The organism is Microbacterium sp. Leaf351 (genome assembly GCF_001423825.1).
Lineage (GTDB): Bacteria > Actinomycetota > Actinomycetes > Actinomycetales > Microbacteriaceae > Microbacterium > Microbacterium ginsengisoli.
In genome coordinates this window covers 173,554-198,976 of sequence record NZ_LMPK01000033.1, presented here as the reverse complement: position 1 = coordinate 198,976, position 25,423 = coordinate 173,554, and the positions used below count along the sequence as shown (strand labels likewise).

The 25,423-nt window shown below is 70.0% G+C and carries 23 protein-coding genes and 1 pseudogene; 9 read left to right on the top strand and 15 right to left on the bottom strand.

Annotation, left to right across the window (positions count from 1 at the left end; translation table 11 throughout):
- From acnA to dut, 4 genes and pseudogenes are all read right to left on the bottom strand, one after another.
- A pseudogene (acnA, locus tag ASG00_RS17910) lies at positions 1-325 on the bottom strand (aconitate hydratase); the annotation flags it as partial.
- Between the two features lie 137 nt (positions 326-462).
- Positions 463-1,230, bottom strand: coding sequence for a DUF3159 domain-containing protein (locus tag ASG00_RS09290; protein ID WP_045248046.1), 768 nt, complete (start codon positions 1,228-1,230; stop codon positions 463-465).
- Complete coding sequence (locus ASG00_RS09285) at positions 1,227-1,820, bottom strand: DUF3710 domain-containing protein (RefSeq protein ID WP_082483178.1); 594 nt, start codon at positions 1,818-1,820, stop codon at positions 1,227-1,229. Before ASG00_RS09285 ends, ASG00_RS09290 begins: the two co-directional genes overlap by 4 nt.
- Positions 1,817-2,272 (bottom strand): dUTP diphosphatase, encoded by a 456-nt coding sequence (gene dut / locus ASG00_RS09280; protein ID WP_056208872.1) that lies wholly within the window; start codon positions 2,270-2,272, stop codon positions 1,817-1,819. The genes ASG00_RS09285 and dut overlap by 4 nt, the downstream gene beginning before the upstream one ends.
- Positions 2,273-2,284: 12 nt before the next feature.
- Here dut and ASG00_RS09275 point away from each other — a divergent pair, with 12 nt between their 5' ends.
- Positions 2,285-2,779, top strand: a complete 495-nt coding sequence (locus tag ASG00_RS09275) for a DUF3093 family protein (protein ID WP_045248043.1) — start codon at positions 2,285-2,287, stop codon at positions 2,777-2,779.
- On the opposite strand, the gene ASG00_RS09270 is transcribed toward ASG00_RS09275, so the two are convergent.
- Positions 2,754-3,047, bottom strand: coding sequence for a DUF4193 domain-containing protein (locus tag ASG00_RS09270; protein WP_045248042.1), 294 nt, complete (start codon positions 3,045-3,047; stop codon positions 2,754-2,756). The genes ASG00_RS09275 and ASG00_RS09270 overlap by 26 nt on opposite strands.
- 199 nt (positions 3,048-3,246) lie before the next feature.
- Here ASG00_RS09270 and sepH point away from each other — a divergent pair, with 199 nt between their 5' ends.
- Positions 3,247-4,302, top strand: coding sequence for a septation protein SepH (sepH, locus tag ASG00_RS09265; protein WP_045248041.1), 1,056 nt, complete (start codon positions 3,247-3,249; stop codon positions 4,300-4,302).
- A gap of 2 nt (positions 4,303-4,304) precedes the next feature.
- Here sepH and ASG00_RS09260 read toward each other — a convergent pair whose 3' ends face one another.
- Entirely contained in the window at positions 4,305-5,420 is a 1,116-nt protein-coding gene (locus ASG00_RS09260) for an alkaline phosphatase family protein (RefSeq protein WP_056209209.1), read from the bottom strand.
- A 55-nt stretch (positions 5,421-5,475) separates the two neighbouring features.
- Between ASG00_RS09260 and ASG00_RS09255 the strand changes: the two genes are divergently transcribed.
- A complete protein-coding gene (locus ASG00_RS09255; protein WP_056208870.1) occupies positions 5,476-7,926 on the top strand; it encodes a DNA gyrase/topoisomerase IV subunit A in 2,451 nt (816 codons plus the stop codon).
- 79 nt (positions 7,927-8,005) lie between these two features.
- Here the strand turns inward: ASG00_RS09255 and ASG00_RS09250 are convergent, their stop codons facing one another.
- The gene (locus ASG00_RS09250; protein WP_416361452.1) at positions 8,006-10,084 is read right to left on the bottom strand and encodes a DNA gyrase/topoisomerase IV subunit B; all 2,079 of its coding nucleotides are present in this window, start codon (positions 10,082-10,084) and stop codon (positions 8,006-8,008) included.
- Between the two features lie 180 nt (positions 10,085-10,264).
- Between ASG00_RS09250 and ASG00_RS09245 the strand changes: the two genes are divergently transcribed.
- A complete protein-coding gene (locus ASG00_RS09245) occupies positions 10,265-10,486 on the top strand; it encodes a DUF7455 domain-containing protein (RefSeq protein WP_045248038.1) in 222 nt (73 codons plus the stop codon).
- Here ASG00_RS09245 and ASG00_RS09240 read toward each other — a convergent pair.
- The 6 genes from ASG00_RS09240 to ASG00_RS09215 all read right to left on the bottom strand — a co-directional run bounded on the left by ASG00_RS09240 (position 10,473) and on the right by ASG00_RS09215 (position 16,730).
- Positions 10,473-11,525, bottom strand: coding sequence for an alanine racemase (locus tag ASG00_RS09240; RefSeq protein WP_056208867.1), 1,053 nt, complete (start codon positions 11,523-11,525; stop codon positions 10,473-10,475). The two genes, ASG00_RS09245 and ASG00_RS09240, sit on opposite strands and share 14 nt — an antisense overlap.
- Positions 11,522-12,169 (bottom strand): alanine racemase, encoded by a 648-nt coding sequence (locus tag ASG00_RS09235; RefSeq protein ID WP_056208864.1) that lies wholly within the window; start codon positions 12,167-12,169, stop codon positions 11,522-11,524. The genes ASG00_RS09240 and ASG00_RS09235 overlap by 4 nt, the downstream gene beginning before the upstream one ends.
- 3 nt (positions 12,170-12,172) lie before the next feature.
- Positions 12,173-12,919, bottom strand: coding sequence for a type 1 glutamine amidotransferase (locus tag ASG00_RS09230; RefSeq protein WP_056208860.1), 747 nt, complete (start codon positions 12,917-12,919; stop codon positions 12,173-12,175).
- Positions 12,916-14,211 (bottom strand): MurT ligase domain-containing protein, encoded by a 1,296-nt coding sequence (locus ASG00_RS09225; protein ID WP_056208857.1) that lies wholly within the window; start codon positions 14,209-14,211, stop codon positions 12,916-12,918. The genes ASG00_RS09230 and ASG00_RS09225 overlap by 4 nt, the downstream gene beginning before the upstream one ends.
- Before the next feature lie 7 nt (positions 14,212-14,218).
- Positions 14,219-15,619, bottom strand: a complete 1,401-nt coding sequence (locus tag ASG00_RS09220) for an RNA polymerase sigma factor (protein WP_056208854.1) — start codon at positions 15,617-15,619, stop codon at positions 14,219-14,221.
- Between the two features lie 181 nt (positions 15,620-15,800).
- On the bottom strand, positions 15,801-16,730 hold the full coding sequence (locus ASG00_RS09215; RefSeq protein ID WP_045248033.1) for a proteasome assembly chaperone family protein: 930 nt from the start codon (positions 16,728-16,730) through the stop codon (positions 15,801-15,803).
- 70 nt (positions 16,731-16,800) lie between these two features.
- Between ASG00_RS09215 and ASG00_RS09210 the strand changes: the two genes are divergently transcribed.
- Genes ASG00_RS09210 through sucB form a run of 3 tightly spaced genes read left to right on the top strand, consistent with a single transcriptional unit; the run spans position 16,801 to position 21,346 of the window.
- Positions 16,801-18,258: a leucyl aminopeptidase gene (locus ASG00_RS09210; protein ID WP_056208851.1), complete on the top strand. Its 1,458-nt coding sequence runs from the start codon at positions 16,801-16,803 to the stop codon at positions 18,256-18,258.
- Positions 18,255-19,628, top strand: coding sequence for a dihydrolipoyl dehydrogenase (gene lpdA, locus ASG00_RS09205; protein WP_056208848.1), 1,374 nt, complete (start codon positions 18,255-18,257; stop codon positions 19,626-19,628). Before ASG00_RS09210 ends, lpdA begins: the two co-directional genes overlap by 4 nt.
- Before the next feature lie 53 nt (positions 19,629-19,681).
- The gene (gene sucB, locus ASG00_RS09200; RefSeq protein ID WP_056208845.1) at positions 19,682-21,346 is read left to right on the top strand and encodes a 2-oxoglutarate dehydrogenase, E2 component, dihydrolipoamide succinyltransferase; all 1,665 of its coding nucleotides are present in this window, start codon (positions 19,682-19,684) and stop codon (positions 21,344-21,346) included.
- 6 nt (positions 21,347-21,352) lie between these two features.
- Here the strand turns inward: sucB and ASG00_RS09195 are convergent, their stop codons facing one another.
- Positions 21,353-22,654: a hypothetical protein gene (locus tag ASG00_RS09195; RefSeq protein WP_056208841.1), complete on the bottom strand. Its 1,302-nt coding sequence runs from the start codon at positions 22,652-22,654 to the stop codon at positions 21,353-21,355.
- 114 nt (positions 22,655-22,768) lie between these two features.
- On the opposite strand from ASG00_RS09195, the gene ASG00_RS09190 reads away from it, so the two are divergent.
- The gene (locus ASG00_RS09190; protein WP_056208838.1) at positions 22,769-23,476 is read left to right on the top strand and encodes a DUF4191 domain-containing protein; all 708 of its coding nucleotides are present in this window, start codon (positions 22,769-22,771) and stop codon (positions 23,474-23,476) included.
- 51 nt (positions 23,477-23,527) lie between these two features.
- Here ASG00_RS09190 and ASG00_RS09185 read toward each other — a convergent pair whose 3' ends face one another.
- Positions 23,528-23,929, bottom strand: coding sequence for an RDD family protein (locus ASG00_RS09185; protein WP_056208835.1), 402 nt, complete (start codon positions 23,927-23,929; stop codon positions 23,528-23,530).
- 136 nt (positions 23,930-24,065) lie between these two features.
- On the opposite strand from ASG00_RS09185, the gene glnA reads away from it, so the two are divergent.
- Positions 24,066-25,423, top strand: a 1,358-nt coding sequence (glnA, locus tag ASG00_RS09180; protein ID WP_056208834.1) for a type I glutamate--ammonia ligase, incomplete at its 3' end; no start/stop codon positions are given.

The window sequence follows — 25,423 nt, the reverse complement described above, 5'->3', positions numbered from 1 at the left end:
CGCCGCCGAGGGCGGTCACGGCCTCGCGCATGGTGGCGAGGTCGACGATGCAGGGCACGCCCGTGAAGTCCTGCATGACCACGCGGGCGGGAGTGAACTGGATCTCGGTGTCGGGCTCGGCTTGCGGGTCCCAGGAGCCAAGCGCCTCGATCTGCTCCTTGGTGACGTTCGCGCCGTCTTCCGTGCGGAGCAGGTTCTCCAGCAGCACCTTGAGACTGAACGGGAGCTTGTCGTAGCCCGCGACCGCGTCGATGCGGAAGATCTCGTAGTCGGTGCTGCCGACCGTCAGGGTGCTCTTGGCACCGAAGCTGTCAACCGTGGACACGATCGTCTCCTTCGTCGGCATTCGGGCGGCAGTGAGCGCCGCCGTTCCCATCTTCCCGCCCGGTTCCGGGGGTGGCTAGCAAGGCTTGCCTAACTCAGGTGGAAGACGGAATTTATCTTGATATCAAGATAAAAGTATCACTCCTGACCTGATTCGGCATCGGATGCCGCGGCGCGCCGCGCGGTCGGATAGAGGGCGCGTGCCACGAGCCACGTCACCACCACCAGCGGCGCGAACAGCGGAAGTCCCATGGCGATCTTCAGGGTGCCGAGCGCCGGGACGTCGCCGGCGAAGTAGAACGGCAGTTGCACGGCGAGGCGGACGGCGAAGAGGGTTGCCCACGCCAGCGTGATCCAGACGAACGCGCGGCGCTTTCGACGATCGCGGCGCCAGCCCGTGGCATCCCCCATGAGCCATCCGACCGCCAGACCGATCAGCGGCCAGCCGACGAGCGCCGAGACGAGGAGGGCGAGGCCGTAGGCGCCGTTCGTGACGAAGCCGAGGATGAAGTTGTCCTGACCGCGCCCGGTGAGGAGCGCGAGCGCGGCCGCGGCGGCCGTCGCCACGAGTCCGCCCAGGGCGGCGCTCGCGGGCGAGCGCTGGACGAGCCTCACCACCGAGAACACCGCCGCGAGCCCGACCGACGCGCCGAGGGAGAGAAGGAGGTCGCCGCGGCCGGTGCCGCTGTCGAGGGTGACGGTGAACAGCACCACGAAGACCAGGCTCGGAAGGACGGACTCGATGATGCCGCGCCAGCCGCCCATCGCCGCCCACGCGACGTGTCGGGCACTGGTCTGCGCGGACGGATCGAGCCCGGCGCGGCGCGCGGCGGATCCGAGGGCGCGGGCCAGTGCGTCCGACGTGGACGGACGGGCCTCGTCGGGGGCGGGGGGTTCGACGCTCACGCGGCGCCCGGCGCGACCGGCATCTTCAGCGGGATGAGGTCGCGCGGCGGCATGGGCTGGCTGCCGCGCACGATGACGAGGGATCGGAAGAGATCCTCGACCCGCTCGGCGGCGATCGGGTCGTTGGCCGCGGCGCCGCCGATGACACCGCGCAGGAACCAGCGCGGGCCGTCGACTCCGACGAAGCGGGCCAGTCGTTTGATCGGCGCGCCGCCGTCGACCGCGGTGGGCACCTCGGCGAGGAGCTCGGTGCCGAGGGCGCCCTCACGCTCTTCCGCCCGGCCGCCCTGCTGCCGCACCTGCTCGAGCAGCTGGGCGCGGGTCTCATCCCAGAGCCCACCGCTGCGCGGGGCGGCGAAGGCCTGCACCTGCAGCGTCGAGTCGGCGTAGTCCAGTCCCACGGCGACGATCTGCTTCGACTGCTCCTCGACCTCGAGGCGCAGGTTCAGACCTTCGCGCGGGAGCACCTTGATCGCGCCGAGGTCGATGTAGGGGCGAACCGGGTTCGCCTCGCTCTCGTCGTAGGGCCCGGCCTCCGCGCGGGTGTCGGGGGCGGACTTGTCGCCGAAGGAGGGGACGATGTCGCTCACGAGGGAGCTCCTTCCGTGCTCTGATAGCCCGTCGAACCGAATCCGCCTTCGCCGCGCACACTGCCGGGCAGCTCGTCGACCGGCACGAAGCGCGCACGCGGAACGGGCAGGACGATGAGCTGCGCGATGCGGTCGCCGACGGCGACCTCGTACGTCGCGTGAAGGTCGGTGTTCAACAGGGTGACCTTGATCTCACCGCGGTAGCCCGCATCGACCGTGCCCGGTGCATTCACGACGGTGATGCCGTGCTTCGCCGCCAGCCCGCTGCGCGGGACGACGAACGCGGCGTAACCGTCGGGCAGCGCGATGCGCACACCGGTGCCGACGAGGGCGCGCTCGCCCGGGCCGAGGATGACCGCCTCCGCGGCGACGAGATCTGCGCCGGCGTCGCCCGGGTGGGCGTACTGCGGGATCGTCGGCGCGATAATGGGGACGTCAACGCTTTCGGTCACGCAAAGAGGCTAATGCAGATCACCCAGCTCTCGAGGAGCGTCGCATCCGGTTCGTACCGTGAGCGGCTCTCGCCGTCACTGTGGGCGCTCGTCGCCTCCGCGGTCTGTGCACCCATGGCGGCGCTCGTGGTCGTGCCGATCGACGCGACGTTCTCGCTCGCGGTCGGCGTGATCGTCGGATGCCTCATCGTCGCTCTGCTGCTCGCGGCGTCGCCGAGCGTTCGAGTCGCCGACGGCGTGCTCCATGCCGGGCGCGCTCGCATCGACGTCATTCATCTCGGCGATGCGGTGGTGTTCACCGGCGAAGAGGCGCGGCGCGTGCGGGGTCCGGGTCTGCCCCGTGACGCCTGGCACCTGTTTCGTGGCGGGATCGATGCCGTGGTCGTGTTCCCGGTCGTGGATCCGGACGATCCGACGCCGGCGTGGGTCATCGCGTCCCGCACGCCGGATCGTCTCGCGGCCGCCGTCGCGGCCGCTCAGCTCACGCGGCGCACTCCGCGCAGATAGGGCCGATGCCCTCTTCGTGGTCGAGCTGCGAGCGGTGCTTCACCAAGAAGCAGCTCACGCACGTGAACTCGTCCTCCTGGGGCGGGAGCACGACGACGTCGAGCTCGAGGTCGGAGAGGTCCGCGCCCGGGAGCTCGAAGCCCGACGGGTTGTCGGTGTCTTCGGAATCGCCCGAGCCGGAGAGCTTGTCCGGCACACGCTCCTTGAGGGCCTCGATCGACTCGCTGTCGTCGTCGGTCTTGCGCGGGGCGTCGTAATCCGTGGCCATTCGTCCGTGTCTCTACTTCCAGATGCTGCGTGCCGCGCGGCGCGCGGCGGCGATAGTTTGCATGACGCGGAACACAAACGCAAATGCGTTCCGCTGAGGCGTGCATCGTCGAAACGCCCGCCACGCGGGCGATATTCCGAGCGGTCCGGTCGCGGTGTGGAACCATGGCGGAACACGGCAGATCGGAGGCGTGTCCCGCATGGAAAAGCTCAGAGTCATCGGCGTCGAGGATGATGTGCTGGTGCTCGCCACGGAGACGGGTGAGCGCTTCGGTGTCCCGGTGGACGAGGTGCTGCGCACCCAGTTGCGTCGCGCCGACCGTTCCAGCGCCGGATCCCGCACGAAGGCAAGCCCCCGTGACATCCAGGCGCAGATCCGTGCCGGGCTGTCCGCCGAGGAGACCGCCGCGGTGCTCGGCCTCTCCGTCGACGATGTGGTGCGTTTCGAGGCACCGGTGCTCGCAGAGCGTGAGTTCGTCGTCGGGCAGGCGCTCTCCGTTCCGGTGCTGCTCACGAGCGACTTCGACTCCGACACACCGACCACCTTCGGCGACGCGGTCCGCGCGAAGCTGGTGGAGGCGCACGCCGTGGGCGAGCGGTGGTCCAGCTGGAAGGACGACAGCGGCTGGACGGTGAAGCTCTCGTTCTCGATCACCGAGGTCGAGCGGGACGCGCGCTGGAGTTTCGATCCGAAACGTTCCGTGCTCTCCCCGATCAACGCCGATGCGACACAGCTCTCACGTCAGGGGTCTCTGCCGGACGGTCTGATTCCGCGGTTGCGCGCGCTCGAGATCCCGGGCATCAAGGACGATTCACGGTTCGACAGCGGCGCATTCGGACCTCGCGCACTCCCGGACCTCGAGCCGGAGGATGCGCACGAGGTCGAGCCGCTCGACCACACTCCTGTCGCGCCACCGCAGTCGAGCCCCGCCGTTCAGCACGCGGCGATCAAGCGGGCGCCCGAGGCATCCGTCACCTCATCCGAGACGGCCGACCTCCTCGAGGCGCTGCGTCGTCGTCGAGGCCAGCGGCCCGACGCGCCCGATGTCATCGCCGAGGTCCCCCGCGGCGCGGCCGCACCGGTCGCCCTGTTCGACGCGGTCGAGCCGGGGTACGACGAGGCTCCGGCGCCCGTGGAGACGCCCGCACTGCCGACGAGCCCACCCGGCGGGAGCGATGCGCAGCGGCGCAAAGGTCGCACTTCGATGCCGTCGTGGGATGAGATCGTCTTCGGCGCCCGCACCGACGAGAGCTGACCTCAGCTCCAGGCGGCCAGCCCGATGAGCGGGACGATGCGCTCCTGCTCGGTGAGTGATCCGTGCTGTCCGACCATGCGGCGACTGCTGATGTCGTCGGTGCGCCCGTCGTAGTACGCGACACCGCTGCGCGCGGCGACGATCACGTCTCCGATGCGTTTCGCCGCCTCGGGAGCGACGCGGGCACCGAAGAGTCCGGCGTCGATCGCCTCGTCGCGGCTCAGCACCCAGGCTCGCTCCCCCTCCGCCGCGCGCCACGCCTCGACCAGTCGCGCGGCAGACCGTTCGCGCGCGTAAAGGTGCAGCATGCGGGGCTCGCCCGCGACATCCGTCACGTCATCGCGCAGCGCCGCGTCGTCGACGATGATCTGGCGGTGCGCCGGCACATCGACCATGCCATGGTCGGCGGTGACCACGATGCCGGCATCGGATGCCGTGTGAAGCCGCCTCGCGGCTCGGTCGATCTGTTCGAGCACCGCCGCCCACTCATCGGACTCCCATCCGGCGCGGTGACCGGCGGTGTCGAGTTCGGGTGCGTAGAGGTAGACGAGGGTTCCGGGCACGGCGGCGGCCTCGATCGCCTTCTCGACGCGGTCGTCGAGGCCGGCGGCGTCGCGATGGATGCCGTGCGGGAACATCGCGGTCGTGAAGCCGGATGTCGCGTACTCCGGACGCGAGCAGACCACGAGACGCTCGCGTGCACGGAGTGTCGTGGTGAGCGAGCGCGCCAGCGGCCAGGATTCGGTGTCGAGCTCGCCGCGCTCCCAGCCATTGAGCTGGTTGGCGACGATGCCGGTGTCGGGCACCCGCACGCGGTATCCGAGGATGCCGTGCTCCCCCGGCGTGACTCCCGTCCAGAGGGAGGCGAGAGCGGCCGCGGTCGTCGACGGGAAGACCGACCGTGCGACATCCTTCTTGCCCATCGCCTCCGCGAGGAATCGAGCGTGCCCTGCACGCTGGCGCAGGTTGAGCGCGCCGAGCCCGTCGACGAGGAGCACGATCACGCTCGGCGCCGGACGGAACCAGCCCTCCTCGCCGCGGATCGCCCGCAACGCGTTCGACACGACGCCGGTGAGGCTCCGGGCTCCGGCGGGGTCGGTCGGTAGGCTGGAGCGCATCGGGGTCAGTCTCGCACACGCGCACGCCCCGCCCCGCGACACGAGGCAGAACGTCATGGCCAGCACCCGAAACCCCTCCACGCCGCCCGCAGAGGAGCGCATCGACGACGTCGACCTGTCGACCGAGATGCAAGGCTCCTTCCTGGAGTACGCCTATTCGGTCATCTACTCCCGGGCGCTCCCCGATGCGCGCGACGGGCTGAAGCCCGTGCAGCGCCGCATCCTCTTCCAGATGGCCGACATGGGGCTGCGCCCCGACCGAGGCCACGTCAAGAGTGCCCGCGTCGTCGGTGAGGTCATGGGAAAGCTGCACCCTCACGGCGACGCGCCGATCTACGACGCACTCGTGCGACTCGCGCAGCCCTTCACGCTGCGCGTGCCGCTCGTCGACGGCCACGGCAACTTCGGCTCCCTTGACGACGGTCCCGCCGCCCCGCGCTACACGGAGGCGCGGCTCGCGCCGTCGGCACTCGCCCTCACCGCCGACCTCGACGAGGACGTCGTCGATTTCGTGCCGAACTACGACGGGCAGTTCCAACAGCCCGAGGTGCTGCCGGCTGCCTTCCCGAACCTCCTCGTCAACGGCGCCGCAGGCATCGCCGTCGGCATGGCGACGAACATGGCGCCCCACAACCTCATCGAGGTCGTGGCCGCCGCGGTGCATCTGCTCGAGAACCCCGAGGCATCCGTTGAGGAGCTGATGGAGTTCGTCCCGGGCCCCGACCTTCCGTCGGGCGGGATCATCGTCGGGCTCGACGGCATCAAGGACGCCTACACGACCGGCCGCGGCACGTTCCGCACGAGAGGCAAGGTCACGGTCGAACAGCTCGGCCCGCGCCGCACCGGCCTCATCGTCACCGAGCTCCCGTACATGGTCGGCCCTGAGCGCGTCATCGAGAAGATCAAGGACGCCGTCAACGCGAAGAAGCTGACCGGCATCTCCGATGTCACCGACCTGACCGACCGTGAGCACCCGCTGCGCATCGTGATCGGCATCAAGACCGGCTTCAAGCCGACCGCTGTGCTCGAGCAGCTCTACCGGCTCACGCCCCTCGAGGACTCGTTCGGCATCAACAACGTGGCCCTCGTCGACGGCCAGCCGCAGACGCTCGGCCTCAAGCCGCTGCTGCGGGTCTACCTCGATCATCGCCTGCGCGTCATCACGCGGCGCAGCGAATACCGTCTTGCCAAGCGCCGGGACCGGCTGCACCTCGTTGAGGGCTTGCTCATCGCGATCCTCGACATCGACGAGGTCATCCAGGTGATCCGCACCTCGGATGACTCGGAGTCCGCGCGAGGCCGGCTGATGACGGTGTTCGACCTGTCCGAGGTGCAGGCGGAGTACATCCTCGAACTGCGGCTGCGCCGGCTTACACGGTTCTCGCGCATCGAGCTGGAGTCGGAGCGCGACGAGCTGAAGGCTGAGATCGCGAGCCTCGAGGAGCTGCTCGGCAGTGACGTGCTGCTGCGCGCGGCGGTGGCGAGCGAGCTCGAGCACGTCGCCGAGCAGTACGGCACGCCGCGGCGCACGCTGCTCATGAACGGCTCTCCGGTCACCGCGCGTACCGCGTCGCGTGCGACCGCGCCGAGCCTGGAGATCGCCGACGACCCGTGCCGCGTCTACCTGTCGGCCACCGGCCGCATGGTGCGTGCGGAGCTCGGCGAAGACGGCTCGATCGTGCCGCCTGCGCGCCGGTCGAAGCACGACGCGGTGCGCTCGGTGGTGACGACCACGGTGCGGGGCGAGATCGGTGCGGTGACGACGCGCGGGCGGCTCGTGCGGCTCTCCCCCGTCGACCTTCCGTCGGTGCCCGCCAACTCCGTGCAGCTCGCCGTCGGCACCCGCGTCGACCAGTACCTGGCGCTGGAGAAGGGCGAGCACGTCGTCGCCCTCGTGCCTCTCGTCGCGGAGCCGCCGATCGCGCTCGGCACCCGTCAGGGAGTCGTGAAGCGTGTGTCGGCCACCGAACTCGCCCCGGGCAAGCACGACGCCGAGATCATCGCTCTGAAACCCAGCGACGAGGTCGTCGGAGCGGCCGTCGCGCCCGACGAAGCCGAAATCGTGTTCGTCGCGAGCGACGCCCAGCTCCTGAGGTTCGAGGCGTCGGCCGTGCGACCACAGGGTCGCGCCGCGGGTGGCATGGCGGGCATCCGTCTGTCCGACGGCGCCGAGGTCATCCACGTGGCCGTCGTGACCGATCCGGACGCCGCCGAGGTCGTGACCGTCGCGGGAAGCTCCTCCGTGCTGGCCGGGGCAGACGCGGGCAGCGGCAAGGTGTCGGCGTTCGCGGAGTTCCCGCCCAAGGGTCGCGCCACCGGCGGTGTTCGCGCGCAGCGGTTCCTGCGTGGCGAGGACGCCCTGACGCTCGCCTGGGTCGGCGTCGAGCCGCGCGCCGTGGGTGCGGACGGCTCGACGCGGGCGCTGCCGGCCTCCGGGGCGAAACGGGATGCCTCGGGCCAGACGATCGATGCCGTCATCGGCGCCGTCGGCACCGCCCTCGCGTAGCCGGGCGAGGTGCGGCGTCCACTCGAGATTCGGGCCGCCGTAAGACGTGCCGGCGGCGAGACTCCGAGCGTGTCGCCGGTCAGGCGTCGATGCGGTCGCGCGCCAGTCGGTCGCTCGAGGTCACGATGAACTCGCGGCGCGGTGCGACCTCGTTGCCCATGAGCAGCTCGAAGACGGTGGCCGCGGCCTCCGCGTCGGAGAAGGTCACCCGACGCAGGGTGCGCCCGGCGCGGTCCATCGTGGTGGTCGCGAGCTGCTCGGCGTCCATCTCGCCGAGCCCCTTGTAGCGCTGGATGGGCTCCTGCCAGCGGCGACCCGCCTTCTGCAGCTTCGCGAGCAGGGCGTGCAGCTCCTGCTCGGAGTAGGTGTAGATCGTCTCGTTCGGCTTCGAGCCGGGGTTCACGACGATCACCCGATGCAGCGGAGGAACAGCGGCGTAGACGCGGCCCGCCTCGACGAGCGGACGCATGTAGCGGAAGAACAGGGTGAGCAGCAGCGTGCGGATGTGCGCGCCGTCGACGTCGGCGTCGCTCATGAGGATGACCTTGCCATAGCGCGCCTGCTCGAGATCGAACGAGCGCCCCGAGCCCGCGCCGATAACCTGGATGATCGAAGCGCACTCGGCGTTCGAGAGCATGTCGCTGATCGATGCCTTCTGCGTGTTCAGGATCTTCCCGCGGATGGGAAGCAGTGCCTGGTACTCGCTGGTGCGCGCCTCCTTCGCGGTGCCGAGGGCCGAGTTGCCCTCGACGATGAACAGTTCGGAGGCGGCGACGTCGTTCGTGCGGCAGTCGACGAGCTTCGCGGGCAGCGACGACGACTCGAGCGCGTTCTTGCGGCGCTGGGTCTCCTTGTGGGCGCGCGCGGAGATGCGCGCCTTCATCTCGGCGACCACCTTGTCGAGCAGAAGCGCGGTCTGGGCCTTGTCGTCGCGCTTGGTCGACGAGAACCGCTCGCCGAGGGTACGTGAGACCACGGAGGTGACGATCTGGCGCACCGCGGGCGTGCCCAGCACCTCCTTCGTCTGGCCCTCGAACTGGGGCTCGGGAAGACGGACGGTGAGCACCGCAGTGAGGCCCGCGAGGATGTCGTCCTTCTCGATCTTGTCGGTGCCGACCTTCAGCCGGCGGGCGTTCTGCTCGACCTGGGTGCGCAGCACCTTCATGAGGCCCTGCTCGAAGCCCTGTTGGTGGGTGCCGCCCTTGGGGGTGGCGATGATGTTCACGAACGAACGGCTGACCGTCTCGTATCCGGTTCCCCAGCGCAGCGCGATGTCGACCTCGCACGTGCGCGTCACCTCGGTGGGAACCATCGCGCCCGATGCCTGCAACACGGGTACGGTCTCGGTGAAGTCGCCGGCACCGGTCAGGCGCCACGTGTCGGTCACGCCGCTGTCGGGCGCGAGGAAGTCGGCGAACTCGGAGATGCCCCCGTCGAAGTGGAAGTCGGTGGTGACCGGTGTCTCACCGCGGGCATCGCCGATCGCGATGTGGAGCCCCGGCACGAGGAACGCGGTCTGCCGCGCCCGCTGCTCGAGCTCGTCGAGGTGGAACGTCGCATCGCGGGTGAAGATCTGACGGTCGGCCCAGTAGCGCACCCGCGTGCCGGTCACGCCCTTCGCGACCTTGCCGATGACCCGCAGCTCGCTGCGCTCGTCGTACGGGGTGAAGGGGGCGTCGGGTCGCGGTTCACCGCTGTCGGCGAAGACGCCGGGCTCGCCCCGACGGAAGGACAGCGCGTACGTCTTGCCGTCGCGATCGACCTCCACGTCGAGTCGCTCCGACAGCGCGTTGACGACCGAGGCGCCCACACCGTGCAGACCACCGGATGCCGCGTAGGACCCGCCGCCGAACTTGCCGCCGGCGTGCAGCTTCGTGAACACGACCTCGACGCCCGTGAGCCCGGTGCGCGGTTCGATGTCGACCGGGATGCCGCGGGCACGGTCGCCGACCTCGACGCTCCCGTCGGGACGCAGGGTGACGTCGATGCGTTCGCCGAACCCGCCGAGCGCTTCGTCGACCGCGTTGTCGATGATCTCCCACAGGCAGTGCATGAGTCCGCGGGAGTCAGTAGAGCCGATGTACATGCCGGGACGCTTGCGCACGGCCTCGAGTCCCTCGAGGACCTGGAGGTGGTGGGCGGAGTACTCGGCGGTCACAATCTCCAAGCGTATGCGCGGGTACCGACGTCGCCTGGCACAGACACGGGGTACGGGGGCCGCCGTACGCGTTGAGCGAAATGTGACGCGTTCGCGGCATACCCGAAACATCGGCGTGCTTGTATGTGAGGACTTCGGCGCCACCGGGCGTCGGGCAGACGCATCGAGGAGGCAGTCATCATGACCTACACGTCGACCCCCACCGAGGGCAATGCCGTTCTCGACTACCGTCTCACCGCCGTCGACCGCTGCGACTCCTGCGGTGCGCAGGCCTACATCGCCGCCGAGGTGAACGGCACGCAGCTCCTGTTCTGCGCCCACCACGGCCGCAAGTACGAGGCCAAGCTCCGCTCCGTCGCCACCTCGTGGCACGACGAGACTGCTCGCCTCATCGAGTCCTGACGTCGTCCTCGGCGCGACGCTCGATGAGGGGCGACAGCCGCACCGCGATTTCCTCGCCGATCGTGTCGATCGCTTCCGCCAGGTCGGTGGCGCTGGGTGCTCCCACCCCGTAGATCCGAACAGTCCCCCCGACGGCGGCGTGCGGCCAGGCGTCGACGGACGTCGTGAGGTCGTCGACGCTCCGGACGGCGACCAGCCCTGCGGGGCTCCGCGCCACCGTTCGTCCGCCGAGGGTGGACGGCAGGCCATCCAGCGCTCCGACTCCGAGTACCGCGATTCCGCCGCGAACCTCGATGACGTCGGCGTCGAGGGAAGCCACCGGCGCGATCCCGAGTTCGTGCTCACCGGGGCCGCCGGCTGGCCGGATCCCGTAGCTGAACGCTCCGATGCGCACCATGTCGTAGCGGAACTCGGGGCGCTGGAATGCCGCGGCGCTCGCGGCGAGGTGGGCGCGCGGTGGCGTCAGGCCGGCGTCGTGCACGACCGCGAGAGCCTCGTCGAAGCGGGCGCGTGCCGCGTCATCTTCGCCATTGGACGCCTCGGCGAGATGGCTCCAGACACCCTCCAGGCTCAGCGCCCCGGCCGCCGAGGCCGCCGCGGTGCGGGCGACGGCATCGGTCCACTCCTCGGGTCGGATGCCGTTGCGGTGCAGGCCCGTGTCGATCTTCAGGTGAACCCGCGCCGTCGTGCCGTGCGCGGCGGCGAGTCGGACGACGTCCTCGAGCAGCGCCGGGTCACCGACACCGAGGTCGATCCCCGCGTCGATCGCCGTGTGGAGGGACGCATCGCCGGCGACCATCCAGGCGAAGACCCGCACCGAGTCTCCCGCCAGGGCGCGCACGCGTAGAGCGGTCGGCAGGTCGAACGCGCCGATCCAGGTGATTCCGGCCTCGAGGGCGGTGGGGATCACGTTGTCGAGACCGTGTCCGTACGCATCGTCCTTGACCACGAGCATCAGTTCGGCCGGGGAAACGCGGGCGCGCAGCACATCGATGTTGGCGGCGAGGGCAGCGCGGGAGATCCGCAGCACGGCAGTCACGATTGCACCTCGCGTTGCGTGTGGAGACCGACGGCGGTGACGATCTCCGACGACCGGAGTCCTGTCGCTGCGGCCCAGCGCGCGACGGTGTCGCCGCCTCGACCGAAGAAGGTCGCTTCGGCGCCGCGCGCCACATCGGCGTCACCGATGTCGATGACGCAGACATCCATGGCGACCCGCCCGACGATCGGATGCCGTGCCCCCTCGATGAAGACGGATGCCGCGCCCCCCGCGCCGCGCACGACTCCCTGTGCGTAGCCGCCCGTCACCAGAGCGACCCGCGTATCCGCGGGGGCGCGGAACCGGTAACCGTACGACACGCCTTCGCCGGCCCGTAGCCGCTTCGTGCTGAGCACCGTGCCGACGAGGGTCATCGCCGGCTCACCCTCGACCCAGCCGTACGTCGCCGCCGGGCTCAGGGACGGATCGCCCGTGCGCACGACACGGCCGCCGATGGCCGACGCGTCGTCGACTAGGAGAAGTGCGTCGGTCTCCCCCAGCAGCGCCGTCGAGACAGCCGTGACCCCGTGGCCGTAGGCGTCGTGGCGAAGATCGACGAGCGGGGCGGACGCCGCGGCCCCTCGGACGTTCGCGACGATCGCCGCCACGCTGATGCGGGCGACGGGAGCAGCATCGTCGGTCATGGCCTATCGCAGCTGGATGGCCGTGAACCGCTTGCCGGTGGCCAGGCGCTCGATCTCGGCACGCGCGGCGTCGGCATGGGCGTCGATCGCGGCGTGCGCGTCGCCGGTCGAGTACGTGAGGGCGCGACGGGCTGTCGCTGCGGTGAGCAGCAGGTCGGCGAGCCAGGGGTTCAGCGGAAGCACCGGGCCCTGCAGGTTCGTTGCGACGACGCTGCCGGCGCGCACCGTCTCGTGGCCGCCGTCGACGCCGCCGCTGCCCGCGATCACCGTTCCGTACGCGAGGGCGGGGTCATCGAGCGACCACAGCGAGGCATGGTCCTCGAAGCCGACGAGCCGTCCGTCGGCCGTGTCAGCGACGACGTAACCGACACGACGCTCTCGCGTGCGGGCGACCCGCGCCGGAACGAGGCCGAGCCCGTCGAGACGGGAGCCGTCCGTGAGGGTGATCTGCTCGGCGAGCAGCTCCGCACCGCCGCCGACGGCGAGCACGGGGCAACCGTTCTCGACCTCGGTGCGCAGCCAGTCGGCGCGGGCACGCAGGTCGGATTCGACGGTGCGGATCGCGGAGAGCGGTCCGTTGCCGATGACGATCAGGTCGGCCTCGCCCGGCGCGGTGTCGCCGGGTTCGACGGTGACGACCTCGACCTCGAGCCCGGCGAGACGCGCGCGGGTCGCGAGCACCTCGACGTTTCCGGCGTCGCCGGAGATGCCGAGCAGGGTCGGATAGAGCTGGATGAGGCGCAGAGTCATCGGCGGGCGATCTCCTGGTCTCCGTGACCGAGCACGCGACGTCCGATCATCATGAGCTCGTAGTTGACGAACCAGTTCTGACGGCCGGACGCCGTCACCGGGAACGACCGCATGATCTCGACGGCCTTCTCGAGGTCGGGTTCGACGACCCCGATCGGGATTCCGGCGTAGGCGAAGCGCGTGGCGATCTGGTGGGCCTTCTCCCCCGTGATCACATCGACGTGGTCGAAGGCCGAGAGATCGACGTCGTACAGCCAGGAGATGTCGGGCGTGCCCTCATCGATCGCGAATAGCAGCCGCTCGGGTGTGCCGTCGAGCGCGTCGATGTTCAGCTGCAGGCTCGGGCCGTTCTTGAACATCACGAACTCCACCAGCTCGCCCGCCGGATCGCGACGCAGCGGAATGACCTCGCCGCGTCCGTAGGCCGGGGCCATCGCGGCGAAGCCGGCCTGCGCGGCCTCGGGCCGGAAGGCGTCGCCGAGCACGTGACGGGCGGCGCTGACCGCCGCCGCCGCATCGACCGCGTAGTGCAGGCCGCGCGCGGGAAGGCGGACCGGGATGCTCCGCCCCTCGAGGGAGATCTCGACCTCGCGTCCGGAGACAGCGGTGACCTCGCTCTCCGCCTCGTGGCGGATCGCCTGCGCGGTTCCGCTGCGGGTGTCGGCGGCGTTGTTCAGACCGTGAGCCGACGCGGCGACGACCTCATCCGAGGCGCCGAAGAACGACACCGGCGCGCGCAGCGTCGACGGGTCGATCTTGCTGAGGTACGGATCATCGCGGTTGGTCACCACGCGCACGCTCGCGCGGGTCGCGGCATCCAGCATCATGTCGGCGACCCGCTCGGTCTCGTAGAACCGGTACAGCTGGTCGACCTGCACGTTCAGCGCCACGATCACCCGCGGCGAGAGGATGTCGGCAAGGTCGGCCGCATAGCCCTCGTCGACCTCCAGCACCGCGACATCAGCCCGCACCCGACCGAACAGGGTCGCATCCGCGAGGAACGCGCTCGTGACGCCCTGCGGCAGGTTCGCGCCGGTGGGGTTCGTGAACACCCGCAGACCGTGCGCCCGCAACACCTCGCTGATCATGTGCGTCGTCGTGGTCTTGCCGTTCGACCCCAGCACGAACACGACGCCCGCCGGGAACTGCGCAGCGATGCTCGACAGCAGCGTGGGCGCGAGCCGGTTGGCGACGTACCCCGGGAACGCCGATCCGCCGCCGCGCAGGCGCGTGGCGAATCGGGCGAGCTTGCCGACGGCGACCGCGGGGACGTACTTCGCGCGGAACGTCATGCGCGGCTCACTCGAGGTAGTCGCGCAGCGACTGCGACCGCGACGGATGACGCAGCTTCGCCATCGTCTTCGACTCGATCTGACGGATGCGCTCGCGCGTGACGCCGAACGTGTCGCCGATCTGGTCGAGCGTCTTCGGCTGGCCGTCGCCGAGACCGAACCGCATGCGGATCACGCCCGCCTCGCGCTCGCTGAGCGAGTCGAGGAGCGACTCGAGCTGACGCTGCAGCATGGTGAAGCCCACCGCGTCGGCCGGGACCACAGCCTCGGTGTCCTCGATCAGATCGCCGAATTCGCTGTCGCCGTCCTCACCGAGCGGCGTGTGCAGCGAGATCGGCTCACGGCCGTACTTCTGCACCTCGATGACCTTCTCGGGGGTCATGTCGAGCTCGCGGCTCAGCTCCTCGGGCGTGGGTTCGCGTCCGAGGTCCTGCAGCATCTGCCGCTGCACGCGGGCGAGCTTGTTGATGACCTCGACCATGTGAACGGGGATGCGGATCGTGCGCGCCTGATCGGCCATCGCTCGGGTGATCGCCTGACGGATCCACCACGTCGCATACGTCGAGAACTTGAAGCCCTTGGTGTAGTCGAACTTCTCGACTGCGCGGATGAGGCCCAGGTTGCCCTCCTGGATGAGGTCCAGGAACTGCATGCCGCGCCCGGTGTAGCGCTTCGCGAGCGACACGACCAGACGCAGGTTCGCGCCCAACAGGTGGCTCTTCGCGCGCTGACCGTCACGGGCGACCCACTGCAGGTCGAGGCCCGTCTGGCCGGCCTTGTCGGCGGCCGACATGCCCGAGAGCTTCTCCTCGGCGAACAGACCCGCCTCGATGCGCATCGCGAGCTCGACCTCTTCGGCCGCGTTCAGCAGCGGCACCTTGCCGATCTGCTTCAGGTAGTCCTTGACCGGGTCGGCTGTCGCGCCGGTGATCTGCGTCGAGTAGACCGGGACGTCGTCCTCGTCGCTCGACGAGATGACGATCGCGCCCGTCGGAAGCGGCTCGCTGAACGCGGGCTTCTTCTCGTCGTCGTCTTCCGCATCGTCGTCGGCGTCGTCGGATGCCGCGGCATCCGTCTTCTTCTTCGCCGTGGGCGTGTCGTCGCCGTCGCTGTCGTCCGACTCGTCGCCGTCATCGGCGGAGTCGTCGAGCTCCTCGTCGATCTCGACGTCGTCCTCGTCCTCGTCCTCGTCGAACTCGTCGTCCTTCGGCTTCGCGGTCGACTTCTTCTCAGGCGCCTTCTTCGCGGGCGCGGCCTTCTTCGCTGCGGGCTTCGCCGTCGCGCGGGTCTTCGTCGCGGGCTCCGTCGCCGCGGCATCCGTCTCGTCGACGACGGCCGTCTCGTCGGCGGCGTCCGCAGCCTTCGTGGTCGCGCGCGATCGGGTTCCGGTCTTGGTGGCTGGAGTCACGTTTCGCCTTTCACCGAGGGCGTTCCCTCCCTCGGACAGAGGTAAGACCCTTGTCAAGTCCAGTGCTGTTCGCAACCGGATCGACAACGGGTCGGTCCCTCATTGTCTCATACCCGCGTCGGCGTCCTCGCCTCGCGGTCTCCCCTGTGGCAACATCGGTGCGCTCAGGCGCATTCCCCGCTCAAGAGAACGGGCCGGCGCGCCGGTCGTCGTCGCCCGGGCGTGACGCGAGGAAGCGCTCGAGCTCGGCGGCGAGCTCGTCGGCGCTCGGCAGATCGCCCTGGTGGATCAGCGGAGTGGCCTGCGTCGCTCCCGCCATATAGGCGTCGTAGCGCTCCTCGAGGCCTGACAGCATGGTGCCGAGCTCGTCACTCTGCTCGATCTGCTCGGCGACCTTTGCGACGAACGCCTCGTTCTCCTGCCGGAGGGACTCGACGTCGAACACGAGACCCGTGGCGAGCGTGATGCTGTCGAAGGCGGCGATGGCGGTGGCGGGGTACTCGGCGTCGCCGAGGTAGTGAGGTACGAGCAGCACGAACCCCGCGATCTTCGCTCCTGCCTCGGCGAAGCGGTACTCGAGCAGGTGTCCGATGGTGGCGGGTACCTGCGTGCGGGGCTTCCACACCGAATGCGCCGCCGTCAGGTCTGGTCGGGTGCCCGACACGGTCGCGCCGAGGGGCCGCGTGTGCGGCACGGGCATGGGGATCGCGTGCACCCACGTCACGCCCGAGACGCCGAGGGCGTGCGCAGCCTCGGTGACGGAGGACGCGAAAGCCTCCCAGGCGAAGTCCGGCTCGTATCCCGACAGCAGCAGGAATCGCTGTCCGAGGGTGTCGCGTCCGAGCGACAGTTCGAGCCGCGGCGGACGGTAGTCGGACAGGTGGTCCTCGTCGAACACGACGATCGGCCTGCGGGCGCGATAGTCGAGCAGCACGTCGTTCTCGAAGCGCAGCACGGTCTGCAGGTCCCCCGCCTCGCGCAGGTGGTCGATGACCTGCGATGCCGCCGATCCCGCATCGGTGAAACCGGTGAACGCGATCACGAGCGGAAGGCCGTGCGGCACCTCCGGCGCGTCGTCCGCGGCGTCGTACAGAGGAGCGTCGAAGGGCATGACTCCATGCTAGGAGCCGGACGAGGGGGTGGGCCGGACGCTTCGCCCTGGGCGTACCTAGGATGAAGTCATGCCGTACCCCGTTCTCGAGTTCACCGACCAGCCGACCACCGAGATCGCCGCGGACGCGGTGCTGTTCCTCCTTCCCTGGGGTGATCCCGCCGACGATGCGAGCACGTCTGTGCGCGCCGCGGCCGACGCCGTCGGCGCCTCGCGCAGCGCAGGCGCCGTCACCCGGGTGAGCGTGCCGGAACTCGTCTCGCTCCCCGCCGCGGTCGTCGCGGTCGGCGACGGCGCGGATGCCGCGGCATCCCGTTTCGCGGCCGGCGCCGGCATTCGCACCCTCATCGGATTCGAGACGGTCGCGATCGTGCCGCTCGGCGGCACCGCCGCGCACGCCCGCGCGATCGCCGAAGGCGCGACCCTCGGGGGATACCGCTTCGACGGCTACAAGAAGAACGCGCCGGGGCGAGTCCGCGCGAACCGTGTGCTCATCGCGGCCCCGGGCACGGATGACGATGCCGCCTTCGCCGCGGCGGTGGGCGAGGCATCCGCTCTCGTCAAGGACCTCGTCACGACGCCGGCCGAGTGGCTCGGCCCCGCCGATCTCGCCGATGCGGCGCGCGCCGCCGTCGAGGGGCTCCCCGTCGAGGTGACCGTCTGGGACGAGGACGCACTGCGGGCGGGCGGCTTCGGCGGCATCCTCGGCGTCGGACAGGGCTCGGTGCGCCCGCCGCGCCTCGTGAGGGTGGACTACTCCCCCGCCGACGCGACGGGGCACGTCGCCCTCGTCGGCAAGGGCATCACCTTCGACACCGGCGGTCTCTCGCTGAAGCCGGCCGGGTCCATGGTCGGCATGAAGTACGACATGTGCGGAGCCGCGACAGTGCTCGCCGTGGCCCGTGCGGCCGCGCGTCTCGCGGTTCCGGTGCGCGTGACCGCGTGGCTCTGCATTGCTGACAACATGCCCTCCGGCAGCGCCACGCGTCCGGGCGACGTTCTGCGCATCGCCGACGGCCAGACCGTCGAGGTGCTGAACACCGATGCCGAGGGTCGCCTCGTGCTCGCGGACGGCCTCGTCGCGGCGAGCCGCGAGAACCCCGACCTGATCGTCGACGTCGCGACTCTCACCGGGGCGATCACCACCGCACTCGGCACCCGCCACACCGGCGTCATGGGTGAGGAGGGCGCCGTTGCGGCCTATCTCGCCGCCGCAGAGCGGGTCTCCGAGCTGGCCTGGCCGCTGCCGCTCCCCGACCACATGGAGGACGAGCTCGACTCCCCGATCGCCGACCTCGTGAACGCGAAGATCGGCGACCCGGCGGGCGGGTCGCTGTTCGCGGGTCTCTTCCTCCGCCGCTTCGTCGGACGTCTCTCGGATGCCGACGACGCCCCTCGCATTCCTTGGGTGCACCTCGACATCGCCGGTGTCGGCATGAACAAGGGCGGCGGATACGGCTTCACCGACAAAGGCCCTACCGCCGCGACGGTGCGGAGCCTCATCGAGCTGATCGGCACCCGCGCATGAGCGCGCACACCGTCGACGTCGTCGTCATCGGCGGCGGCAGCGCCGGTTACGCGGCGGCGATCCGTGCCCGCGAGCTCGGCTCGTCGGTCGTCATCGTCGAGGCCGACAAGCTCGGCGGCACCTGCCTTCACCGCGGCTGCGTGCCGACGAAGGCGCTGCTGCACACGGCCGAGGTCGCGGATGTCGCACATGCGGCGTCGACCGCGGGCGTCTCGGTCGGCGAGGTCGTCGTCGACGGCTCCGCCGCGCGCGCGTTCCGCGACAAGATCGTCGCCGGCAAGCACAAGGGTCTGCAGGGCCTCATCGCGGGTCACGGCATCACCGTCGTCGCCGGGTACGGCGTGCTCGGGCCCGACCGCGTCGTCACCGTCGGCGACGACACGTACGCAGCGTCCCATGTCGTCATCGCGACGGGATCGCATACCCGTCTGCTGCCGGGCATCGAACCCGGCCCGCGCGTGTGGACCAGCGAGACCGCACTGTCGTCGGACGTCGTGCCGGCGCGGGCGATCGTCCTCGGCGGGGGCGTCATCGGTGTGGAGTTCGCGAGCGCCTGGCGGAGCCTGGGCGCCGAGGTCACGATCGTGGAAGCCCTCGACCACCTCGTCGCCGCCGAGGACGCCTCCTCTGTCGCCCAGTTGGAGCGGGCCTTCCGCCGTCGGGGCATCCAGACCCGCCTCGGTGTACGCGTCGCGACTGTCGCCGAGACGGCGGACGCGGCATCCGTGACGCTCGAGGACGGCACTGTGCTCGAGGGTGACGTCGTGCTCGTCGCTGTCGGGCGGGCGCCGCACACCGCGGACCTCGGACTCGAGCAGGCCGGCGTCGCGCTCGAGCGCGGGTTCGTCGTCGTCGACGACCAGCTGCGCACCACGGTGCCGGGCGTGTGGGCGGCGGGTGACGTCGTCGCCGGGCTGCAGCTCGCCCACCGCGGGTTCCAGCACGGGCTCGCCGTGGCGGAGCGCATCCACGGACGCACGGTGCCGCAGATCCCGGATGCCTCGATCCCCCGCGTGATCTACACGCACCCGGAGGTCGCGTCGGTCGGTCTCACCGAGGAGCGGGCGAAGGAGACCTGGGGTGCAGAGGCGATCGCCACCGTCGAGTACAACCTGGCGGGCAACGCCAAGAGCACCATCCTCGGCACGTCCGGCGTCGCGAAGGTCGTCCGTCGCCTGAACGGGCCGGTCGTGGGAGTCCATCTCGTCGGCGATCGGGTCGGCGAACTCATCACCGAGGCGCAGCTCGTCGTGGGCTGGGAGGCCCACCCCGAGGACATCGCGCCGTTCGTGCACGCACACCCCACTCAGGGCGAGGCTCTCGGCGAGGCGTTCCTCGCGCTCGCGGGCTCGCCCCTGCACGTCGCGTGAGCGACGCGTCACTAAGCTAGACACCACACCGCATTCGTGAAGGAGCAACACCCATGAGCACTTCCGTGGTCCTCCCCGCTCTCGGCGAGAGCGTGACCGAGGGAACGGTCACCCGCTGGCTCAAGCAAGTAGGGGACACGGTGGCCGTCGATGAGGGTCTCGTGGAGATCTCGACCGACAAGGTCGACACCGAGATCCCCTCGCCCGTCGCCGGTGTAATCGAGGAGATCCTCGTTCAGGAGGACGACACGATCGAAGTCGGTGCCGTGCTCGCAAAGATCGGTGACGGTTCTGCCGCGCCCGCCCCCGAGACCGCTGCTCCGGCTGCCGAGTCCGAGCCCGCGCCGGTCGCGGAGACCCCGGCCCCCGCGGCGGAGCCTTCCCCCGCTGCTGCTCCGGCCGCTGCCGCCCCGACCGCCTCCGGCGGCAAGGAGGTCGTGCTCCCCGAGCTCGGCGAGAGCGTGACCGAAGGCACCGTCACCCGCTGGCTGAAGCAGGTCGGCGACTCGGTCGAGGTCGACGAGCCGTTGCTCGAGATCTCGACCGACAAGGTCGACACCGAGATCCCGGCTCCGTTCGCCGGTGTGCTGCAGGAGATCCTGGTGCAGGAGGACGAGACTGTCGCCGTAGGCGCCGCGCTCGCCCGCATCGGCGATGGGGCCTCCGCCCCCGCCGCTGCGCCGGCAGCCGTTCCCGCGCCGGCTCCTGTTGCTGCTCCCGCCCCTGCTCCCGCTGCTGCGGCTCCGGCCGCTGCGGCTCCCGTCGCTGCACCGGCCCCGGTTGTCGCTCCTGCGGCGGCGGCCTCGGGCGACGATGTCAGCTACGTGACGCCGCTCGTGCGTCGTCTCGCGCAGCAGCAGGGTGTCGATCTCGCCACGGTCAAGGGCTCGGGCGTCGGTGGACGCATCCGCAAGGAGGACGTGCTCAAGGCCGCCGAGTCGGCGACGAGCGCACCTGCGGCCGCTGCTGTGGCCCCGGCTGCGCCCACGCTCGAGGTCTCGCCGCTGCGCGGCACCACCCAGCCGATGTCGCGTCTGCGCAAGGTTCTCGCCGAGCGCGCCGTCGCGTCGATGCAGGCCACCGCGCAGCTCACGACGGTCGTCGAGGTCGACGTCACCGACCTCGCGACGTTCCGCGACGCCGTCAAGGGTGATTTCCAGGCCAAGACAGGTCAGAAGCTCTCCTTCCTGCCCTTCTTCGCCCTCGCGGCTGCGGAGGCGCTGCAGGCGTTCCCGGTCATCAACGCGACCGTCGACGGCGACCAGATCGTCTACCCGGCGAGCGAGAACCTCTCCATCGCGGTCGACACCGAGCGTGGCCTCCTCACCCCTGTGGTGCGCGACGCGGGCTCGAAGAACGTCGCGCAGATCGCGGCGGAGATCGCGGACCTGGCGGCCCGCACCCGTGAGAACAAGCTGAAGCCCGACGAGCTCGGCGGCGGAACGTTCACCCTCACGAACACCGGTTCGCGCGGAGCGCTGTTCGACACCCCCGTCGTCTTCCTGCCGCAGTCCGCGATTCTCGGCACGGGTGTCGTGTTCAAGCGTCCCGGTGTCGTGAAGGTCGGCGGCGTCGACGCGATCGCCGTGCGCTCGTACGTGTTCCTCGCTCTGTCGTACGACCACCGCGTCATCGACGGGGCCGACGCTGCGCGCTTCCTCGGAGCGGTGAAAGCTCGTCTCGAGGCCGCGGCGTTCCAGGCCGACCTCGGCATCTGACCCCACTCACGCTGGCTCTTGCGGTGCGTCGACGACGCTTCGCAAGAGCCAGCGTTGTCTGTCGTAGACGGCGGTGACGAGCTGGACGCCCGCCACGGATGCCGCGGTGACGCGCACAGCGACCACTCCCCCGTAGTCATCGATCACCTCGACGACGGCATCCGATGCATCGACCGGGCCGGGCGGCACATCGACCGCGCTCGCGGTGACGGCGGCGCGGCAGGACTCATCGCCGCATTCCCGCCGAAGGGCGAGGAGCGCCGCGACGGCCTCCGCCGCGGTGGTCGGGCCGACCGACGCCGCAGCGGCGGATGGCGAGGTCGGCGCCGACTCAGCGGTCGATATGGCGGTCGGTGTCGGATCGGCCGGAGTCAGGATGCTCGGCGTCGCCGTCGGGGCCTCGCGCGGCCACAGCAGCCCCAGCGCGGCGACCGCGCCTGCGGTCACCGCGGCGACGGCGACAAGTCGTCCGCGCGGAGCGCGCCGCGCCTCAGTTGATGTGAGAGGCGACCCGTGGGCCGTGTGCGGCGCCGTGAGCGAGACACTCGCGTGACGTGGTCGTCGTGCACGGCCGAGAGCGGTGCGTACCGCGCCGGCCCAGCCACGCACGTCACCGTCGACACCGGCGATGAGCGGGCTCCACCACGACGCACGGTGATCGTCGTCCTCGGGTGCGATCTGTGCGCGGTCTGATCGCGCGAGCGGAGTGTCGGCGTCCGGCAGTGCGGCAGGTGTCGCAGCGGCGAACAGCCGTTCCTCGATCGCGCGAAGGTCCTCGTCGTCGAGACGCCGGACGCGGCACAGAGCCGCGGCATCCGCCCACAGGCCGCCCGGGCCGCCGATGGCGGCGAGCTGCTCGATGACGTGGGCGCCGTCGGTCACCATTCCGTCGCCGGCGGAATGCACGAACACCGGGCGGCCGCTCGTCGTCACCCACCAGGATCCCGCGCACAGCTCACCATGGCCGCGGACATGCTCCGCATGGATGCCGCGCAGCACGCCGACGGCGATCGTCACGGCGGCACCGAGGCCCGCGTCGCCGACAGGCAGGGCATCCACGACAGTGCCCAGCGCACGGTCGCATGCGTCGACGAGGAGGTCGTGGCCATCGGGACGCCGCCGGATGTCGCGGAGGCCGAGAACGTGCCCGCCGTCCTCGTCACCTCCCCGCCAGTGCTCGCCGATAACGGCGGTGTCGACCACATGCAACGTCGCCCCGTCAACGTCGCGGGCCAGCGCGCCCGGCCAGGGTGCCCGGGGCGGAGCGACGAGGCGGAGGATCACGAGACGGTCGTCGAGCAGGGACATGCGGCAAGACTGCGCCCTCCGTACTCGGTGCCCACGCTCCGCGCGCGGAGTCGCGGCACGACCATGCCGGTCGGCGGGGTGGGGAGGAGGCGACGCGCCGGTAGGCTGTTCCGCATGGCACGCAGCACGTCTCCCGAGAAGCGCCCCGGCTTCCTCTCCCAGATCCAGACGCTCTTCCGGTTCACCCGCGAGGTGTACCCGTGGCTCGGATGGCTCATCGCGGGCGTGATCGTGCTCGGCATCCTCATCGGTGTCGGCGTCGGCTTCCTGATCCCGCCCGTCGCCGGGTGGAGCGTCATCCTCTGGGGCGTCACGGGTCTCATGTTCGGTGTGCTCGGATCCCTCATGACCATGACTCGGCTGTCGACGCGCGCGATGTACCAGAAGATCGACGGGATGCCGGGCGCGTCCGGTCACGTGCTCTCCACGGCGCTCGGACGCAACTGGCAGGGCGGCGAGTCGCCCGTCGGTGTCAACCCCCGCTCGCAGGATGCGGTCTTCCGCGCGATCGGACGCGGCGGTGTCGTCATCGTCGCCGAGGGTTCGCGCGGGCGGCTGACACGTCTGGTCGCCGATGAGAAGTCCAAGATCCAGCGCGTCGCATCGGGTGTGCCGGTCACAGTGCTCTACGTCGGCCACGGCGACGAGGACGTCGCGATCTCGAAGCTCGCCACGACCATCAAGCGCCTGCCGAAGGCGATCGACCGCGGCACGCAGGCGGCGGTCATCAAGCGTCTCGACTCGGTCTCGCGGGGGCTCTCGTCGCTGCCGATCCCGAAGGGCGTCGACCCGCTCAAGGCGCGGGCACCGCGCCCGCGCTGACCGGCGCACTCAGGCGTATCCGCAGGTGACGATCACCAGCGGATGATCCGATCACCAGCGGATGGTCATCGTGCCCGCGAAGACGTCATGCAGACCCCGGTGATCGACGTTCCAGATGAGCGCCGGAAAGAGCAGGAGCAGCAGTGCAGTGCGCACGACCGGGCGCCAGAGACCGATCCATCCGCCGGTCGCCTTCACGACCCGCAGGCCCACGAGCCGGTGCCCGGGGCTGCCGCCGATGGTCGGGATGAAGAGCACGTGGAGCAGGGCGAAGATGACGAGCGACGCGACCGCGCTGTAACGGAAGAACGCGAAGGAGATGAGCGCGGACAGCGCTGCGTCGATCGCGTACCCACCGAGCCGTCGACCGAACCGCGCGATACTCAGCCGGCCGGTCTCGGGAAGTCCGAGGCGCGCACCCGGATAGGCTGAAGTCGTCCGCTCATCACTCACGCCGACAGCCTAGACAGCGTCGCGTAACATGCCCGAAACATCCGAGATATCGCCGGGCAACGCCCCGTCGATAGTTTCGGATGCGTCCCGCCGGTGGCGGGCGGAACTTCCCGAATGCCCTACCTCAGGAGTCTCCATGTTCAGTGATTCATCCGAGGTGCTGAAGTTCATCAAGGACGAGGACGTCAAGTTCCTCGACATCCGGTTCACGGATCTCCCTGGTGTCCAGCAGCACTTCAACATTCCCGCTGCGACCGTCGATGAGGACTTCTTCACGGTCGGTCAGCTGTTCGACGGCTCCTCGATCCGCGGCTTCGCGAACATCCACGAGTCCGACATGCAGCTCATCCCCGACGTGTCGACCGCCTACCTCGACCCGTTCCGCGAGGCGAAGACGCTCATCATGCTCTTCGACATCTACAACCCGCGCAACGGTGAGATCTACGCGAAGGACCCGCGTCAGGTCGCCAAGAAGGCGGAGAAGTACCTCGCCTCGACCGGCATCGCCGACACCGCGTTCTTCGCCCCCGAGGCGGAGTTCTACATCTTCGACGACGTGCGCTACGAGGTGAAGCAGAACTCGAGCTTCTACGCCGTCGACTCCGAAGAGGGCGCCTGGAACTCGGGCCGCGTCGAAGAGGGCGGAAACCTCGCGAACAAGACCCCCTACAAGGGTGGCTACTTCCCGGTCTCCCCCGTCGACAAGCAGGCCGACTTGCGTGACGACATCTCGCTCAAGCTCATCGAGGCCGGTCTCATCCTCGAGCGTGCCCACCACGAGGTCGGCACCGGCGGCCAGGCGGAGATCAACTACCGCTTCGACACGATGGTGCATGCGGCGGACGACATCCTGAAGTTCAAGTACATCGTCAAGAACACCGCTCTCGAGTGGGGCAAGGTCGCGACCTTCATGCCGAAGCCGCTCTTCGGCGACAACGGTTCGGGCATGCACACCCACCAGTCGCTGTGGCTCGAGGGCAAGCCGCTGTTCTACGACGAGACCGGCTACGGCGGGCTCTCGGACGTCGCCCGGTGGTACATCGGCGGCATCCTGGCCCACGCGCCGGCGCTGCTCGCGTTCACCAACCCGACGCTGAACTCCTACAAGCGTCTGGTCAAGGGCTACGAGGCCCCGGTCAACCTGGTCTACTCGGCCGGCAACCGCTCGGCGGCCATCCGCATCCCGATCACGGGCACCAACCCGAAGGCCAAGCGCATCGAGTTCCGTGCGCCCGACGCCTCGGGCAACCCGTACCTCGCCTTCGCCGCCCAGCTCATGGCCGGTCTCGATGGCATCCAGAACCGCATCGAGCCGCACGAGCCGGTCGACAAGGACCTGTACGAGCTTCCCCCCGAGGAGGCCAAGAACATCCCGCAGGTCCCGAACTCGCTGCTCGACTCGCTCGAGGCGCTGCGTGCCGACCACGAGTTCCTGACCAAGGGCAACGTGTTCACGCCCGAGCTCATCGAGACGTGGATCGAGTACAAGATCGA

Excerpts from the sequence above, each read along its gene's own strand:
- ASG00_RS09225 (WP_056208857.1), bottom strand. The coding sequence starts at position 14,211 with ATGACGTTCCGCGCGAAGTACGTCCCCGCGGTCGCCGTCGGCAAGCTC.
- ASG00_RS09245 (WP_045248038.1), top strand. The coding sequence starts at position 10,265 with ATGACCTACACGTCGACCCCCACCGAGGGCAATGCCGTTCTCGACTAC.
- ASG00_RS09230 (WP_056208860.1), bottom strand. The coding sequence starts at position 12,919 with ATGACTCTGCGCCTCATCCAGCTCTATCCGACCCTGCTCGGCATCTCC.
- ASG00_RS09260 (WP_056209209.1), bottom strand. The coding sequence starts at position 5,420 with ATGCGCTCCAGCCTACCGACCGACCCCGCCGGAGCCCGGAGCCTCACC.
- ASG00_RS09235 (WP_056208864.1), bottom strand. The coding sequence starts at position 12,169 with ATGACCGACGATGCTGCTCCCGTCGCCCGCATCAGCGTGGCGGCGATC.
- ASG00_RS09210 (WP_056208851.1), top strand. The coding sequence starts at position 16,801 with ATGCCGTACCCCGTTCTCGAGTTCACCGACCAGCCGACCACCGAGATC.
- ASG00_RS09195 (WP_056208841.1), bottom strand. The coding sequence starts at position 22,654 with ATGTCCCTGCTCGACGACCGTCTCGTGATCCTCCGCCTCGTCGCTCCG.
- sepH (WP_045248041.1), top strand. The coding sequence starts at position 3,247 with ATGGAAAAGCTCAGAGTCATCGGCGTCGAGGATGATGTGCTGGTGCTC.
- ASG00_RS09270 (WP_045248042.1), bottom strand. The coding sequence starts at position 3,047 with ATGGCCACGGATTACGACGCCCCGCGCAAGACCGACGACGACAGCGAG.
- sucB (WP_056208845.1), top strand. The coding sequence starts at position 19,682 with ATGAGCACTTCCGTGGTCCTCCCCGCTCTCGGCGAGAGCGTGACCGAG.
- ASG00_RS09275 (WP_045248043.1), top strand. The coding sequence starts at position 2,285 with ATGCAGATCACCCAGCTCTCGAGGAGCGTCGCATCCGGTTCGTACCGT.
- ASG00_RS09190 (WP_056208838.1), top strand. The coding sequence starts at position 22,769 with ATGGCACGCAGCACGTCTCCCGAGAAGCGCCCCGGCTTCCTCTCCCAG.
- lpdA (WP_056208848.1), top strand. The coding sequence starts at position 18,255 with ATGAGCGCGCACACCGTCGACGTCGTCGTCATCGGCGGCGGCAGCGCC.
- ASG00_RS09255 (WP_056208870.1), top strand. The coding sequence starts at position 5,476 with ATGGCCAGCACCCGAAACCCCTCCACGCCGCCCGCAGAGGAGCGCATC.
- ASG00_RS09215 (WP_045248033.1), bottom strand. The coding sequence starts at position 16,730 with ATGCCCTTCGACGCTCCTCTGTACGACGCCGCGGACGACGCGCCGGAG.